Source organism: Propioniciclava sp. MC1683 (assembly GCF_014164675.1).
In the GTDB taxonomy this organism is placed as follows: domain Bacteria; phylum Actinomycetota; class Actinomycetes; order Propionibacteriales; family Propionibacteriaceae; genus Propioniciclava.
Window position 1 is genome coordinate 1 of the sequence record NZ_JACJFX010000019.1, and the last position, 14,772, is coordinate 14,772.

Here is a 14,772-nt window from a genome sequence, read left to right on the forward strand (position 1 = left end):
AACAGATGCCCTCCACCGTCCGCCGGTGGTCATTCCACGGACGGCCGCCCTTCGCGCCCCCACGCGGCATCAACGGCTCAATCCGCGCCCACATCTCGTCACTGAACTGAGGACTCCTGGTCACAAAGACAACCCTGACCCCCACCACCCAAATCAGTTACGCGACACGCCCTAGGCGGCAGGAGACGTGGGGAGGGGCTGTGGGATTCGAGGTCCATCGGCGGAATAGGGGCGACGAGGTGACGCCGACATCACGCGAGGCGGTGCTGGGTCTGCTCTCGGATGGTCAGCGCGACAGCGATCCACACGATGGCCATGAAGGCGGTGTTGAACGGTGCCAGGAACATGATGGGCATCAGCAGGGCCACCCCGACTCCGGTCCACCAGGGCCAACGGCTCGGGATGCCCAGGACGCCGACGGCGACCTGACCGATGAAGGTCGGGAGGGCGCCGGCGATGAAGAGCCACGTGGGTGGTTCCGCACCGGCGAGGGGCACGCCGACCATGGTGAGTCCCGCGATGGTCATGCCCAGGGGGGCGAGCCACCAAAGCCACGCCCGCCAACCGTGAACCCGCGCTGCGGATGCTAGGGCGGCGGCGCCGGCGAGGAAGGACAGGCCTGTCAGGATCTCGGTGGCCATGCCGGGCCCGCGGGTGTGGTCGGTGAGGTCTCCTCCGAACAGGCTGACGGCGCCGTTGGCGATGAGGAGGGCGGCCGCCGCTGCCGCAGACATCCGGACGGCATGCCGGTCCTGGCGGCCGGTACGGCTGGTGTGGCGTGGGGTCGGGGTTGTGGTGAGGGACATGACTGGTCCTTCCGTTGGTGCGATGGTTGGTCCCTTGACGTTAGGAGGGCAGGGATGCCGCAGGGATCGCTCGTGCGGTCACTCTGTCTCCCTCGTGAGGCAGAGGACAGCGCCCGCGCGGGCGTCCTACCATCGCCCCATGGGCGTGCCGGGATCGGTGCTGCAACGCGACCTCGTGTTCGGGGTGGCGGTGACGGCGGTGGCCGAGGTCGAGTTGCTCCTCGCAGCCGACCGTGTCGTTGGCCCCCTCGTCCCTCACCTGGTGCATTCCGTGTTGATCGTGCCCGCACTCGCCCTGCGTCGACGGGCACCACTCGCCGCGGTGCTGATCGCGGCGGCCAGTCTCGCCCTGCAGCCCCTGGTCGGGGACCAGCCGGTCGCCACGGGCTTCCTGGTCCTGCTGGGGCTGCTCGTGTCGCTGGGGTGGTACGCATCCTGGCGTCCTGGCCTGATCGGCGTCGCATCGGTAGCGGTGGCAGGACTCGTCTTCTGGTGGTCCGGCCCCGAGCCGCTGGTGGCGGACCCCCGATCACAGCCTTGTGGCGCTCGAGCGTGGATGTCGACCATCGGCGCGAGCGATCGGCGGCACCACAGGACTGCGCGCGCCTCGCTTCAGGGGTGGGTGGGTGACGGAATCAAGGCGGTCAGAGATTGCGTAGCTGCTCGGCCAGAGGGCCGAGTTGGTGATCGACGAGGTCAAGGATCAGGTCGGGGTTCACGCGGAAGTACTCGTGAAAGACGATATTGCGCAAGCCTGCGATCGAGCCCGGGAATATCGGGGATTCGATCTCGTGTGTCGCTCGGCAGGGCGCGTACGGCCTCGCCGATCACGGCGAGCTTGCGCAGGACGGCGTCATAGGCCATCGCAGCGAACTCATCGGACCGGAGATAGGGCTCGTACTTCTGGCCGTTGGATTGCCCGAAGGATGTCGGAGAAGCGCTCTTGGTCGGACCGCGTCACAGGGGCACCGAGTCGGCCAGAGCGCTGGACGAGACCTCATCCCGCATCGGCCGTCACGATGCTCATGCCACGAGCGTACCCGGAGACTCCCCCTGAGTCCCTCAGGTCAGGCATGGACCCCCCACGCGAGCGCGCTGGCCGCGGCATGTCATGTCGTGAGCCGCGGCTAGACCGGACCCCGCGCCGGGGCGGGCTCCACCGCCCGGGGCACCCACGCCAGCGGCCCACGTGCCGCTCGCGGGCGTACCCACCGCCCTTGATATCCCTCATAGGGATGTGTGACGCTGGGCTCGTGCAATTCGTGATCCTCGGTCTGCTCCTGACGGGGCCGTTGTCCCTCTACGACGTGCGGCGCCACTTCAGCGCCGGGATCTCGCTGTTCTACAGCGCCAGCTTCGGCAGCCTGCAGCGGGCGCTGCGCGGCCTGCTCGCCGACGGGTCCGTGACCGTCTCGGACGCCGAGGGCGGACGCGGCCGCAAGCTGTACGCGATCACGGAGCAGGGACGGGAACGGTGGCGCGCGTGGATGCTGGCGCCGATCCCCGACGGCTCCCAGGCCGAGACGCTGGCGCTGGCCAAGGTGTACCTGCTCGGCAGGCTCGACGACGAGACGGAACGCCGGACCGTCCTCGACACCATCCGCGAGTCGGTCACCTCGGCGCTCGGGTCGCTGGGGACGCTGGCGGCCGAGCTGGACGGCGCGGCGGCCACGGTGCCCGAGTCCCTCCAGACCGCGTTCGCCTACCAGCGCGCGACCCTGGCCTACGGCGTCCGCGCCCACGAAGTGCTGGTGGACTGGATCGACGAGGTGAGGGGCGCGTGATGGACAGCGAGGCGGCACGGACGCGGGCGCGGCGGGCGGACGCGGAGTCGACCCAGCCGCGGACGAGCTCAGCGGGACCGGGGAGGACGCGGACGCGGGCGCGGTACGCCCTGGCGACCCTGGGGGCCCTGTCGATCGCCGCCGTCTTCGCGACGGTCGGCGACGGGGTCGAGGTGCCGGAGGCGACGGGCTTGCGACGGATCGTCGTGGACTCCGGTCACCTCGCCGTCTGGATCCTCCTGGGCGGCGCGTTCGGGATCGCCGCCGTCCGGGGCGAGTGGAACCGCGCCTCCGGCGTCCTGGCGGCCGGAGCCGGGGCGACCTACGCGGTGTTCCTCGGGGCGGTCTTCCTCGGGCGTGCCTGAGCCGGAGGGTGCGGGTCGCGACCGGCCCGCGCCCACGGCGTCCGCCCCCTCACGCGGCGAGCAGCGCGTCGATCTGGTTGGTGGCCGCGGTGGCGCCCTCCTCCATGCCCATGTCGAGCACCTGCTGGAGTTCCTCCGCGGTCGCGTAGGTCGTCGTGAACACGGCCACGGTGCCGCCCTCGGCGGGCGTGAACGCGAACTCGCTGCGCGACATCGGCAGGCCCTCGCTGGGGTTGAAGTCGGCGTCCGCGAAGAAGTCCTCGAACTGGAAGCTGATGGGCTCGTCGACGGCCACGACGCGCCAGCCCCCGTAGAAGCGCTCGCCCTCGGGGGAGGTCATGTAGTAGTGGACGCGGCCGCCGGGCCTCAGGTCGTGGTCGACGACGGTGGCGGGGTACGTGGGCGGACCCCAGACCCGCTCGAGTTGCCGCGGGTCGGCGTACACCTGCCAGACGCGCTCGACGGGGGCCGCGAACCGGGCGGTGATGACGAACGTGCAGGAGTCGAGGTCCTTGGAGATAGCGGTGACGGGCATGGTCAGTCCTCTCGGATGAGTGCGTCGATGCGGTCGATCCGGCCGCGCCAGACGAGTTCGAACTCGTCCAGCAACGAGGCGACCGAGCGGACCGCCGTCACGTCGCCGCTCGCCAACTGCTCGCGACCGTGGCGACGCTTCGTCACGAGGCCGGCTCGTTCGAGCACGGCGACGTGCTTCTGCACCGCGGCGAAGCTCATGTCGTAGGACGCCGCGAGTGCCGTGACCGAGTGTTCCCCGGCCAGCACCCGGCGGAGGATGTCCCGCCTGGTCCGGTCGGCGAGGGCGTGGAAGAAGGCGTCCGCCCGATCCTCGTCCTGCTCGGTCACCCTGGAAATGTACAACCGACTGGTTGTAGGTGGCAAGGGGTGGCGGTGGCGCCCCACGGTCGGCCCGCACGGCCGGCCCGCACGGCCGCCCCGCACGCCCGCCCCGCACGCCCGCCCCGCACGCCCGCCCCGCACGGCCACGTGTACGCCCGCCCCGCGTCCGAGGTGGGGTGTGTCGTGGCTCCGTGGCTGGTGCGACGCCGCTACCGGTCTTCGTCCTCGCTGCCGATCCTCGGCTCGTCGCTACCGGTCTTCGTCCTCGCTACCGCTGTAGCGGCAGTGACGCGGATTATCGGTAGCGACGTGGTGCGGGGAGGGGCCGATCGGTAGCGACGTGGTGCGGGGACGGCCCGAGCGGGAGGGACGCGGCCGGGACGGCCCGAGCGGGAGGGACGCGGCCAGATCGGCCCCGCCCCCGGAGACCCGACCCCCCTCCAGGGCGTTCCCACCTCCGACGGCCCGCGTTCACCGGAGTGTCACCCCCGCGAGCTGGCCTCGAGGGAAGATGACAACACAGAACATGGCGGCCTGGAGGCCGCGAGCGGTGGCACTCGACATCGACGGGACGCTCGTCGATCACGAGGGAGTGCTCCCCGATCAGGTGCGCCGGTCGGTCCGGCGCGTCGTGGCGGCCGGCGTCCCGGTCGTCCTCACGACCGGATGCAGTCGGCACGCCACGCGTCCCGTCTTCGAACAGCTCGACCTGCCGCCGGGCCCGGCGATCGCGTCCAACGGGGCGGTGACGGTGGCGTTCCCGCCGTTCCGGCTCGAGCGGGTGCGCACGTTCGATCCGGCCGCGGTCATCGAGAAGGTCCTCCGCGAGCACCCCACGGCCGCGCTCGCGGTCGAGGTGATCGGCGAGGGGTTCCGGGTCACCAAGCACTTCCCGGTCGGCGACCTCACCGGCGAGATCGAGCTGGTCAGCGTCGACGACCTGGCCGGCAGTGACGTGACCCGCCTCGTCGTCCGCGACCCGAACGCGTCCGCCGGCGTGTCCGTGCAGCGGGTCGAGAAGGCCCTGGGCCAGGCCCGCCTGCGCCTGGCCGACCTGCACACCATCATCGTCACGCACGCGGACCCCGACCACGTGGGGGCGCTGGCGGCCCTCAAGGAGGCGACGGGGGCCCGCATCTACGCCACCCGGATCGAGGCGGACGCCGCGGCGTCCGGGCGCGCCTCCCGCGAGCTCAAGCCCGGGCTGATGGCGACCGTCTTCGGGCTCGTCATGCGGTTCGTCACGATCCGGCCGGTGACGGTGGACGAGGTGATCGCCGACGGTTACGAGTGGCCGGCCGGCGGAGGCCTGCGCGCCGTCGAGACGCCGGGGCACACGCCGGGCCACCTGGGTGTACGCCCCGCAGCTGGGGGTCCTGTTCTGCGGCGACTCCGTCGTGGCGGGCCCCGGCGGCCGGTTGCGCTGCTCGCGGGGTGCCAACACCTCGGACGAGGGCCAGGCCGCGGTCTCGATGGAGGCCCAGCTCGCGCTGGACGCCCCGGTCGTGTGCTCGGGCCACGGTCCGACGGTGCGCACCGCGTCCGGACGGGGCTCCCGAGGCGGACGCCGACGCACGACCTGAGCGCCCGCGACGGAGGGCGCGCCAGGCTGCGCCGCGGCGCCGGCGTCCGAAACCGAGGGGCGACCCGTCAGTGTCCGATCGACCGGAGCGTCGCCCGGACCGCGTCGGCCGACTCGCGGAACTGGCGGATCTCGCTGGCCGTCATCGAGGAGTGGACGGTGTCCACGATCTGCGCGCCGCCGATGAGGCAGGGCACCGAGAGGGCCACGCCCGAGACGCCGAAGTAGTCGTCGAGGACGCTGCTGAGCGGCAGGACGCGGCGGGTGGTCGAGAGCAGGGACTCGACCAGGTAGCTGCCGGTGAGGCCGATGGCGTAGTTGGTCGCCCCCTTGCCCTCGATGACCCGGTAGGCGGCGGTCCGGACCGACTCGGCCAGCTCGTCGAGGATCGCGTCGGTGAAGACCCGGACGCCGCCGACCTCCCAATCGCGCAGGGGCATGTTCGCGATGTGGGCGTTCGACCAGCTGGGGAACTCCGAGTCGCCGTGCTCGCCGACCACGTAGGCGTGCACGTTCGATTCGGACACGCCCGCCCGTTCCGCGAGCTGCGACCGCAGGCGGGAGGTGTCGAGCAGCGTCCCGGTCGAGAACACCCGGCTCGACGGCAGTCCGCTGACCTGCTGGGCGACCACAGTGAGGACGTCGCAAGGGTTGGTCACGATGACGTAGGTCGCGTCGGGCGCGACCCCGAGCAGCGTCGGCATCATGTCGCTGATGATCTTGGCGTTGACCTCGGCGAGTTCGAGCCGGGTCTGCCCGGGCTTCTGCGCCGCCCCCGCGGTGATGATGATGATCGTGCTGTCGCGGAGCACCTCGGGGTCGGCGCCCCCCATCACCTCGGACGGGGTGAACATGCTGCCGTGGGTGAGGTCCTCGACCTCGGCGTCCACCTTCTTGGGGTTGATGTCGTACAGGCTGATGATGCGCGCCGAGCCGCGGATCAGGCTGGCGTAGGCCAGCGCCGAGCCGACCGCTCCGGCGCCGACGATGCCCAGCTTGTAGGGGCGGACCCCGGGGACCTCAGTGCTAACGCTCATCGCGCTTCCTTCCGCCTCGTGCGTCGTGTCGTGGGTGGTGTGATCCCTGATTCGTGTGCCTCGTGCCTCGTGCCGGTCCCGGCCGAGAGGCGGGGGCCTGCGCCGCGGCGTCCCGGGCTCGTGGCCCAGCGTACGGGGAGCGGACGGGTCCCAGGGGGTGGTTCGCGGGGGGCGCCGCGACGCTCTCCCGCGGAGGTGAACAAAGTTTCGACAGACCCTTGACAAAGATTGGACGGCGGGCAGGATTCTCGTATGCTGGTCGGCGGGCGTGACCGGACGAATCTGGTCGACGGTGTCGACAAGCAGGTGGGGCTCGTCCGGGCCGCCTTGGCTGATGAACCGGACGTACCCGTGCGGGGGATGTTGTGCTTCATCGACGCGGACTGGCCGGTGATCGGTGGTGACTTCATGGTCCGGGACGTGGGTGTGCTGTGGCCGAAGAAGCTCGCCAAGCTCCTGGCAGCGCCCGGACCTCTGGCCGCGGACCGGATCGCTGAACTTCAGTGGCGACTCCACGAGGCGTTCCCGCGATCCAAGCACGCGTCGTGACGCTGATGACGCGCCCACCCCTATGTGTCAGGGAGTCATGTCGTCGTGCCTGCGAACCGAGGAGAGTTCGTATGTTCCGTCCGCGAGCATCCAGAAGTGGAGCCGTCGGGCTTGTGGCGTCTTGTGCTGGAGGGAGACCCGCCAGCACGTGGCGCCATCATCTCGGGTGACGTAGGCGTCGTCGCCACCGGACCCGGCGCGTAGCTGGTGTGTCTGGCGCCCGGGTAGATCGTGGACTCTTCCGGTGATGATGTCGACCACAACCTCGACGGCCTTGGTTCGGTCCCGCTCGTCCAAGGCGTCGAGCGTGGTTAGGAAGTCGGGACCCAACAGGTACTGGCCCTCGGGCAGCCGAGCCTTCTCGGCGGCGGGGATGCGCCGAGCCCACTCCAGGTGGACCTCGTAGCGGAACTGCTCCTCAGGGAAGTGGAAGGCAACCCGATCCAGTTCCCGGTCGGCGCGCGCGTCGGCCAGGGCCGCCAGCTTCGACTCAGCAGCCTCCTGTCGCTTGGTCGCCCGGGCGGCCTGCGCTTCCAAGGAACGCGCCCGGGTGCGCAGTGTCTTCAACTGATCGTCGAGGCGCGTCGACACCTGCTTCTGGCGGGCGAGTTGTGCGGAAAGGGCGTCGCGCTCCACGGTCATTGCTCGGAGTTCCCCCGCCAACCGGGTGACCTCAGGATCGTCGGGGCGGACCTCGGCCACCTCAGGCGGGCGGGCCAGGGGGGCTGGGGAGACGGGTTGCTGCGACTCAGCGGGCGCCTCGTCGTCTTCGTCCACGTCTTCGGTCGGCTGGTCGAGCCACGGAGGACCTCCGGGCAGGAGTGGCGGTGCTGCCAGCGGTACTTGGCTTGGATCGATGTCGAGGAGGGACGCCTCCCAGTCGTCGGTTCCGTCCCCGGGCTGGACGACCCGGGCCACCACCGTTTCGCCGACACTCAGCCACTGCCGGACGTCGATGATGAACCTTCCTGCGATGATCGCTTCCGCGGGCAGGGCAACCTGCACCTCGGGGAACAACTCAAGGACGGCCAACTCGCGCTCCACGGCGACCACCCGACCCAACACCTGGCTCCCAGGCCGGTAGTCGATCAATGCTTGGCCGGGCGGCACAAGAGAGCCGGTCACGTCGAGGCGTCCGGTGTTCCGGTCGAGCAGTCCCGACACCTTCATGCCGGCGACGGCGAGCTGGTCGGCCCCCACGTTGGGGGTGGTGAGCTCGGGCCAGATGGTGGCGTTGCCCCCGCCGGCGAGCGCGACCAAGATGCGTCCGGACACGATGCCCTGGACCTTGCCTTCGGCCTTCCTGGAAGCTTCGGGAGCGGTTTCGTGACCACTGGCGTGGGTGGCGGCAAGAGCGTCGCGGATGAGCGCTTCGGTGGACGCCGCGGCGTCGCTCGGGTTCCACGTAAACCGGAGCGGGGACCGGTTCAGGTTGGTGGTCCAGTCCAGGCCGGTGGGGTAGACGCGCGCCGCTCCGCCGTAGCACTCGGTCCCGGGGAAGTGCGCCAGAGCGTCAGCGAATGCCCACGAGGCAGCGCCGGTTCCCATCTCGACCACGTCGACGAGGCCGGCAACCTCGGTGAGGATCTGGTCGACGTCGACCTCGGGCGTGGTCGAGCCGGCGCGCCGGGTCACCAACAAGGTTGGCTTGGTCCTGCCGGGTTCGAGGAGGTGCTGCGCAAACACTCGGGCAAGTTCTGGCGTGTCGATCTGGATGACGCCCGCTCGATCCGCTGGGGGCAGGGTGGCCACGCCAGCGACCGCGTCACCCGAGGCGGAGGTCGCCGCCACCTCGCGTGTAAGACGAGCCACGGCGTTCTTCGCGGCCAGCACAAGCTGGGGGAACACCTCGCCCGCTGGCCGAAACTGAGTCGCAAACACCGGTGCCACGTACCCGGCAGAGCCGCGGCGGACCGGATAAACCCGCGCCGCTCCACCGAACACGGACAGGTCCTCGCCCAGCCTCTGGGCCAGGGCCCTGCCAGACAGGTGGGCCGGCACCACCACGACACGGGCCTCGGGTACCTGCCGGGCCAGCTCCTCGGCGTCGTAGTCCGGACGGTGTTGGCCGGTCCGTGTCGTGAGGACCACCACCACGTCCGACTGGTCGCTCGTGGCCACGTCGCGCAAGATGACGCCCAAGTCGAGCTCGTCTCGAACAAGGTGGGGTGATCCCATGTCGCTGCTCCTCGCCTGGCATCCGGACGTGCCGTCTCCTTCTCCATCCTGCCCTCTGTGGGGTCGAGGCGGGTGCTTGAGTGTCCGGGCAGGTGGTTACCTTGAACCATGTGTCGTCCAGGATCCGCTCCGAGTTCGGGACGCTCGGCGAGCGCGTGGCGGCCATGAACGCCACGCTGGACGAACGCCCCGTGGATCCTGCCCGGCACGTGTGGGTCAAGACGACAGCCGGACGTCAGGCCGGCCTCCTCGTCGCCTGGGTGCGGGGCGCCGAAGGCAAGTGGTGGGGCAAGGTCGCCCTCTCGGACGCCCCGGGCGAAGCCAGCCTCCAACTGATCGACAGCAGGCTGCTCACCCCGGCGTCCACGCAATCTGAAGGCGACTGACTGGGAAAGATCCGGCCCGGTGTCCGTGGAGGGCGCTTCTGATCACTTCTGGAGGGTGAGAGGACCACCACACCAGGAGCGAGGCCATGGCAGACACCAAGACCAGCGGGCAGTCGGTCCGCCGCGCCGCCCGGCAGGCTGCCATCGCAGCCCAGGCGAAGCGGCGGGCACAGACGGCGGAACGAGACAAGCGACTGGACGCCGCGGTCCTCGCCCTGATCGTCGCCTTGCGCGAGCGGGACGCCCTCGAGCAGCAAGCCGGCGCCGCAATCCGCTCGATGCTCGCGGAGGGCCTCACCATCGCCGAGCTCGTCACCTGGACCGACGGTCAGACCACCTCGAAGGAAGCCGCCCGGCTCGCCAACCTCCACCCCGAAGGAGAACCCTCATGACCGTCACCCCCAATGTCGAGAACCTCCTCCACGGCGGCCGCTGCCTGGTCGGTTACACCGACAAGGGCGAGTACGTGGCCGGCTGGCCCGAGGTGGCCCGCGAGTCCATCCGGGCCATCAACCACCTGACCCACCACGGTCCCATTCCGGCGCCGACGCTGTACCGCGTCCTCGGCGAACTCAAGGGAGTCGGCCACCTCCTGCCACAGGCGTTGTCCCAGCTGACGCGCGGACTGCAGAAGTCGCTGGAGCTGTACCAGGTCTACGACGCCCGGGATCCCGTCGATTCGGTCCTCGAGGCCACCCTCCTGCTCAACCAAGCGACCCGGAAGGCGGCCGAGCTGGGCGAACTCCTCGAAGCCGCACAAGCTGCCATCAGCGAGCAGGGCTACCACGACGAAGACGACGAGGACCCCACCCTCTTCGACGATCAGGTCGACTCCTGATGACCAACCCGATCACGACAACGCCGCGGCGTAGCAAGGCCTTTGGCCTGCTACTCAAGGCCGCCGTCGTGATCCCCGACCTCATCATCGCCAGCCTGCTCTGGCTGATGATCCTCGCTCTCTTGCCGCCAGCGGTGGCCTTCTTGGCGACCATCCTGGGCATCACCTCGGCGGCACTGGCCGCCACTGGCTTGGGCGCAGACGCCGTCGTCCGGGTCCTGTATCGCGCTCGCCGGCCCACCGCCAGCGAAGCGCCCCGACTCGCCGTAGCTTGGCGAATCGCCATCCACCACTCCGACACCTCCGATGTCACTCTCCGGATCGTCACCCACGGACCACCCATCGCCACAGGCGGACGCCGGCACCTCCTGATGCGACGGGACATCGTCGACGCCTACGTTGCCAATGGCATCAACGCCCACCAGATGGCCGCCCTCATCGCCCAAGGCATCGGACGCCTCCGAAGCGGTCACACTCGCTTCGACCTGCTCTGGACGATCTGGACCATCCCTTGGGACATCATTCGCGGCCTCGCAAGAGCGATCGGACACCGGCTCGTCTGGATCCCCTTGGTTCAGTTCGCCTGGCGCATGCGGTTCTTGGTCGGGCTGATCGCCCTAGTGCTCGAAGCACAGGCCGGGCGTTGGGTGTCACTGATCGTGATCGCCGCATTCCTCACCTTCAGCTATGCGATGCCGTTCTCGCGGCGCGCTTGGGAGGAATGGCTCACGGAGGCCGCACAACCCAACCCCGCTCGGTAACCATCGATTGATGGATCAGGTCAACCCGAGCCGTCGTTCGACCCGAGGTTCCGCAAGCACCTTGGCGGCGCCGGAGTGGTCAGCCAGACGCTCGGCCAGCGTGCGGACGGCCAAGTCCTCGGGCAGCAGGTCGCCGAACTTGAGGTCTTGGATGGCGCGTTGGGTGATCACGGGTTCGACGCCGGCGAGGTGCTCACCGAACCTCTTGGTCGCGGTGGCCAAGGCTGCTGAGAGGTCGGACGTTGTGGCGTCGGACCGGAGGGTGATGTGGTCGTTGGCGTAGGTGGCGTCCGGATCGAGCAGCCGCGGGTCCACCGCCTCCAGCGCCGCGTGCAGAACCGCATTGGCGCGGCCGCCGGCCCACGTCCACCAGCGGCAACCATCGGCGTCGTGCAGCACGACGGTGCGAGTGGCGTCCACCCGGTGGCCCAGCTCGTCCCGTAGTTCGTTCAGCCGTCGGGACGCCCGGGCCGACAGCACGGTCCCGTCCGGGATCTCTCCGAGCAGTACCCGCCTCATCGCGTCAACCAGACGGCCGCGCAGTGGTGAGGATGACCCGAGCCAGCGGGCCAATCCGGGGCCCTCGGCGGGTTCGACGTGGGCGCGGCGTCGGGTCCAGTCGACGTGGGTGACGGTCCAAGACCGCCCGGCGAGCGCGAGGCAGCGGGGCCCGTTCACCTTGGTGAGGAGCACCATCGGGTCGACGGTTCCGATCTCTGTGCGTCCGTGGAGGACGGTGACCTGGGGGTCTGAGGTGAAGACGCTCATCAGCTCCATGAAGTGACGGCGGCCGTAGCGGCGTTCTGCTTCGGGGCCGACGAACAGCATCCCGGTGTCCTCGTCCAACACCCCAAGCCCCAGCATGCCGTCCACGATTCTTTCGGCCTCGTCCGGTGCGGCGAGTTTGAGGCCGCCGAGCCAGTCGGGCCAGGTGTGGCGTCCGACCTGCGCTTCCTGGAGCGCGAGCGCCATCACCTGCTGCGCGGCGATGTGGTTCGGTGACGGGGGAGCGGTGATCGACTCGACGTTTCCCTCCGACCAGAGGAGTAGCAGCCCGGCCCCGCGCAGCAGCTCGTTGTCGTCCACGGCGAGGAGCGTCATGTTCCGCGCGGTGCCGGGACGGCGTCCGGTGCGGCCGAGTCGTTGGAGGAACGAGGCGACGGTGGTGGGGGCGCCGACCTGCAGCACCCGGTCGAGGTCGCCGACGTCGATGCCGAGCTCGAGGGTCGAGGTGGCGACGATCACGCAGTCCTGGGCTTCGGCGAATGCGGCCTCGGAGCGTCGTCGCTCGGCCGCGGAGAGGCTCGAGTGGGACACGTACGTCTCCACGTCCAGCTCTCCAAGGCGGACGCCGAGCTGCTCGACGGAGCGGCGGGAGTCGGCGAACACCAGCCGCTTCTCGCCGGGGTGCAGTTTCGCGACCACGGTCGCGGCGTTGGTCATCGACCCCACGTAGTCGAGTGCCACGTCGGGTGCGGCACCGGCTCCGGACGCCTCGGGTGCGACCACGCGGGCTGGCGTCCGATCGCGGTTGGATCCCTGCAGCCACCCGAGCAATTCGGAAGCGTTGCCCACCGTCGCAGACAACCCCACCCGCTGCAATCGACGCCCGGTCAGGCTGGAGAGCCGTTCGAGCACGGCGAGGAGGTGCCAGCCACGGTCGTCGCCGGCGAACGCGTGGACCTCGTCGACGACAACCGCGCGCACGTCTGCCAAGACGGCATGGGGGTCGATCGTCGAGGAGACCAGCATCGCCTCGATCGACTCCGGCGTCGTCATGAGAATGTCGGGCCGCTCCACCAGCATGCGCCGCCGGGTGCCTTGGGAGGTGTCCCCGTGCCGAACGACGGCCCGCCGGCCGAGCCATGCGGCGTAGGCGTCGACACGCGGCTCGAGGTTGTTCAGCAGGGCGCGCAGCGGGCAGACGTAGAGCACCGACGTGCCCGCCCAAGACTCGTGGGCCATCCTCGTGAGGAGCGGGAACACGGCGGCCTCGGTTTTGCCGCCCGCGGTTGGCGCGAGCAGCAGGGCGTCCTCGCCGGCGAGGAGCGGGTCGATGGCCGCCTCCTGCAGCGGCCGCAACGCATGCCAACCCAGGTCGTTGACGATGTGGTGCTGCACCACCGGGTGGAGCGCGTCGAACCCCGACATCAGGGCGCCGGGTCGAGGTCGATGGCGTCCAGGTCAGACGCCCCGCGCGCGGCGTTGCGCTCCACCTCGCTCAGCTCGCCCTCGGACAGCGTGAGTGCGTAGTGGACGCGTGGGTCGAAGTCGGGGAACTGGTCGACGCGGTCGAGGACGTCCCCGACGAGCTTCTTCAGGAACACCCGGGGCGCCACCCCGATCCGGCCGCCGAGCGACCCGGCCACCGCGTCCGCCAGGTCACCGAGGTAGGCGTCGCCCACCAGGGCAAGCACCCGGTCCCCGGCGTCGGCGCCGTCGGCGTAGAGGTCGCGAACCTTCGCCCCGAGCTCGACCAGGCTGTCGCGGGTGAAGCCGGGCAGGCGTACCTGGACGGCGCGCGGGTTGTCGAACCGCGAGTCGGTGGTGAAGTCGGTGTGGACGCGCTGAGCCAGCGGTGGCAGCCTCTTGAGGCCGGAGGGGCCCTCGAAGAAGGCGGGCGTGCCGGTGATGAGGAGGTACAGGCCTGGGTAGCGGCCGGCGTCGACCTCGTCGATGAGTTGGCGTAGTGCGTTGAGTGCCTTGTCGCGCACGTCGCCACGGACTCGCTGCAGGGTTTCGACCTCGTCGAGGACGACGAGGAGGCCGGGGTGTCCGGCGTCCTGCAGCACAGTGAGCAGACCTTGGAGGAACGCCATGGCGCCGAAGTGGTCCAGGTCACCGCGCAGCCCCGCGGTGCGCTTGATGGATGCCGCCACGTGCGGCTGGCCGCCCACCCACGCCGCGAGCCCATCGGCGGTCGGGGCGTCGCTGGCCAGGGACGCCGCCCGATAGCCGCGTAGGGCCTGTGCGAACGCCGGCGTCCGGCTCGACACGGTCGCCAGCCGTGACTCCAGCAACCGATCCACCGCATCGGTCAGCGTGGAGTCGGACGCCTCGGCGAGCGTCGGATCGCCGGCGATGGCGTCCGACTCGAGGGTGAACAGCCAACTGTCCAGCACGGCGCGGAACGCGCTCGGCGGCACCGTGGCCGTGCGCAGGGATTCGGTGATGCGGCGGTAGACGGTCTCCAGCTTGTGGAGCGGGGTCTCGGTCTCGGAGATCTGCACCTCGGCGGTGGCCCAGCCTCGGCGCAGGGCCCGCTCGGCGAGGTGACGCGTGAAGAACGTCTTGCCCGAGCCGTACTCGCCGCGGACGGCCTTGAAAACGGCCGATCCCGCGCTCACGGCGTCGAGTTCGGTGTCGAGAGCGGTCTCGAAGCGCTCCAGCCCGACCGCGAGCAGGTCCAAGCCATTGGCGGGGACGGTGCCGCGACGGAGTGCGTCGATGACCTCACGGCGTCGGCGTGGTGAGACGTGACTCATGGTTGCTTTCCGTGGTCGAAGGAAGTCGGCGGTCACTCGAAACTACTCGCAACTACTCTCAACGGTTGAGAGTAGCTTCGAGCAGGCCGCCCGCCCGCCCGGTGTTCTGGAGAACTTTCATCGACGCAACTATCCACAAGACC

At 70.0% G+C, this 14,772-nt stretch carries 15 protein-coding genes and 1 pseudogene; 8 read left to right on the top strand and 8 right to left on the bottom strand.

Annotated features, from left to right (window positions below):
* Window positions 1-251: 251 nt before the first annotated feature.
* Both H5397_RS11555 and H5397_RS17690 read right to left on the bottom strand, forming a co-directional pair.
* Window positions 252-806 carry a hypothetical protein gene (locus H5397_RS11555; protein ID WP_182817582.1) on the bottom strand — a complete coding sequence of 185 codons (555 nt, stop codon included), beginning with the start codon at window positions 804-806 and terminating at the stop codon, window positions 252-254.
* Window positions 807-1,450: 644 nt separating this feature from the next.
* Entirely contained in the window at window positions 1,451-1,558 is a 108-nt protein-coding gene (locus H5397_RS17690) for a HepT-like ribonuclease domain-containing protein (RefSeq protein ID WP_220492218.1), read from the bottom strand.
* A 501-nt stretch (window positions 1,559-2,059) separates the two neighbouring features.
* Between H5397_RS17690 and H5397_RS11565 the strand changes: the two genes are divergently transcribed.
* Window positions 2,060-2,590, top strand: a complete 531-nt coding sequence (locus tag H5397_RS11565) for a PadR family transcriptional regulator (RefSeq protein WP_182817583.1) — start codon at window positions 2,060-2,062, stop codon at window positions 2,588-2,590.
* Entirely contained in the window at window positions 2,590-2,955 is a 366-nt protein-coding gene (locus tag H5397_RS11570) for a hypothetical protein (RefSeq protein ID WP_182817584.1), read from the top strand. Before H5397_RS11565 ends, H5397_RS11570 begins: the two co-directional genes overlap by 1 nt.
* A 49-nt stretch (window positions 2,956-3,004) precedes the next feature.
* On the opposite strand, the gene H5397_RS11575 is transcribed toward H5397_RS11570, so the two are convergent.
* Together H5397_RS11575 and H5397_RS11580 are read right to left on the bottom strand one after the other, a co-directional pair.
* Window positions 3,005-3,490 carry an SRPBCC domain-containing protein gene (locus H5397_RS11575; protein WP_182817586.1) on the bottom strand — a complete coding sequence of 162 codons (486 nt, stop codon included), beginning with the start codon at window positions 3,488-3,490 and terminating at the stop codon, window positions 3,005-3,007.
* Window positions 3,491-3,492: 2 nt separating this feature from the next.
* Entirely contained in the window at window positions 3,493-3,819 is a 327-nt protein-coding gene (locus H5397_RS11580) for a helix-turn-helix transcriptional regulator (RefSeq protein ID WP_182817587.1), read from the bottom strand.
* A gap of 520 nt (window positions 3,820-4,339) precedes the next feature.
* On the opposite strand from H5397_RS11580, the pseudogene H5397_RS18345 reads away from it, so the two are divergent.
* Window positions 4,340-5,158, top strand: a pseudogene (locus tag H5397_RS18345) (HAD hydrolase family protein); the annotation flags it as partial.
* A 305-nt stretch (window positions 5,159-5,463) separates the two neighbouring features.
* Here the strand turns inward: H5397_RS18345 and H5397_RS18350 are convergent.
* The gene (locus H5397_RS18350; protein WP_182817588.1) at window positions 5,464-6,432 is read right to left on the bottom strand and encodes an L-lactate dehydrogenase; all 969 of its coding nucleotides are present in this window, start codon (window positions 6,430-6,432) and stop codon (window positions 5,464-5,466) included.
* Window positions 6,433-6,684: 252 nt separating this feature from the next.
* Here H5397_RS18350 and H5397_RS11595 point away from each other — a divergent pair, with 252 nt between their 5' ends.
* Window positions 6,685-6,981: a hypothetical protein gene (locus tag H5397_RS11595; protein WP_182817590.1), complete on the top strand. Its 297-nt coding sequence runs from the start codon at window positions 6,685-6,687 to the stop codon at window positions 6,979-6,981.
* A 27-nt stretch (window positions 6,982-7,008) separates the two neighbouring features.
* On the opposite strand, the gene H5397_RS11600 is transcribed toward H5397_RS11595, so the two are convergent.
* Window positions 7,009-9,123, bottom strand: coding sequence for a hypothetical protein (locus tag H5397_RS11600; protein ID WP_220492221.1), 2,115 nt, complete (start codon window positions 9,121-9,123; stop codon window positions 7,009-7,011).
* Between the two features lie 146 nt (window positions 9,124-9,269).
* Between H5397_RS11600 and H5397_RS11605 the strand changes: the two genes are divergently transcribed.
* The 4 genes from H5397_RS11605 to H5397_RS11620 all read left to right on the top strand — a co-directional run bounded on the left by H5397_RS11605 (window position 9,270) and on the right by H5397_RS11620 (window position 11,144).
* Entirely contained in the window at window positions 9,270-9,545 is a 276-nt protein-coding gene (locus tag H5397_RS11605; protein WP_182817592.1) for a hypothetical protein, read from the top strand.
* Between the two features lie 86 nt (window positions 9,546-9,631).
* Entirely contained in the window at window positions 9,632-9,937 is a 306-nt protein-coding gene (locus H5397_RS11610) for a hypothetical protein (RefSeq protein WP_182817594.1), read from the top strand.
* The gene (locus tag H5397_RS11615) at window positions 9,934-10,383 is read left to right on the top strand and encodes a hypothetical protein (protein ID WP_182817596.1); all 450 of its coding nucleotides are present in this window, start codon (window positions 9,934-9,936) and stop codon (window positions 10,381-10,383) included. Before H5397_RS11610 ends, H5397_RS11615 begins: the two co-directional genes overlap by 4 nt.
* A complete protein-coding gene (locus tag H5397_RS11620; RefSeq protein ID WP_182817598.1) occupies window positions 10,383-11,144 on the top strand; it encodes a hypothetical protein in 762 nt (253 codons plus the stop codon). Before H5397_RS11615 ends, H5397_RS11620 begins: the two co-directional genes overlap by 1 nt.
* A 15-nt stretch (window positions 11,145-11,159) precedes the next feature.
* On the opposite strand, the gene H5397_RS11625 is transcribed toward H5397_RS11620, so the two are convergent.
* A complete protein-coding gene (locus H5397_RS11625) occupies window positions 11,160-13,295 on the bottom strand; it encodes a DEAD/DEAH box helicase (protein ID WP_182817599.1) in 2,136 nt (711 codons plus the stop codon).
* The gene (gene brxD / locus H5397_RS11630; RefSeq protein ID WP_182817601.1) at window positions 13,295-14,629 is read right to left on the bottom strand and encodes a BREX system ATP-binding protein BrxD; all 1,335 of its coding nucleotides are present in this window, start codon (window positions 14,627-14,629) and stop codon (window positions 13,295-13,297) included. Before brxD ends, H5397_RS11625 begins: the two co-directional genes overlap by 1 nt.
* Between the last annotated feature and the right edge of the window lie 143 nt (window positions 14,630-14,772).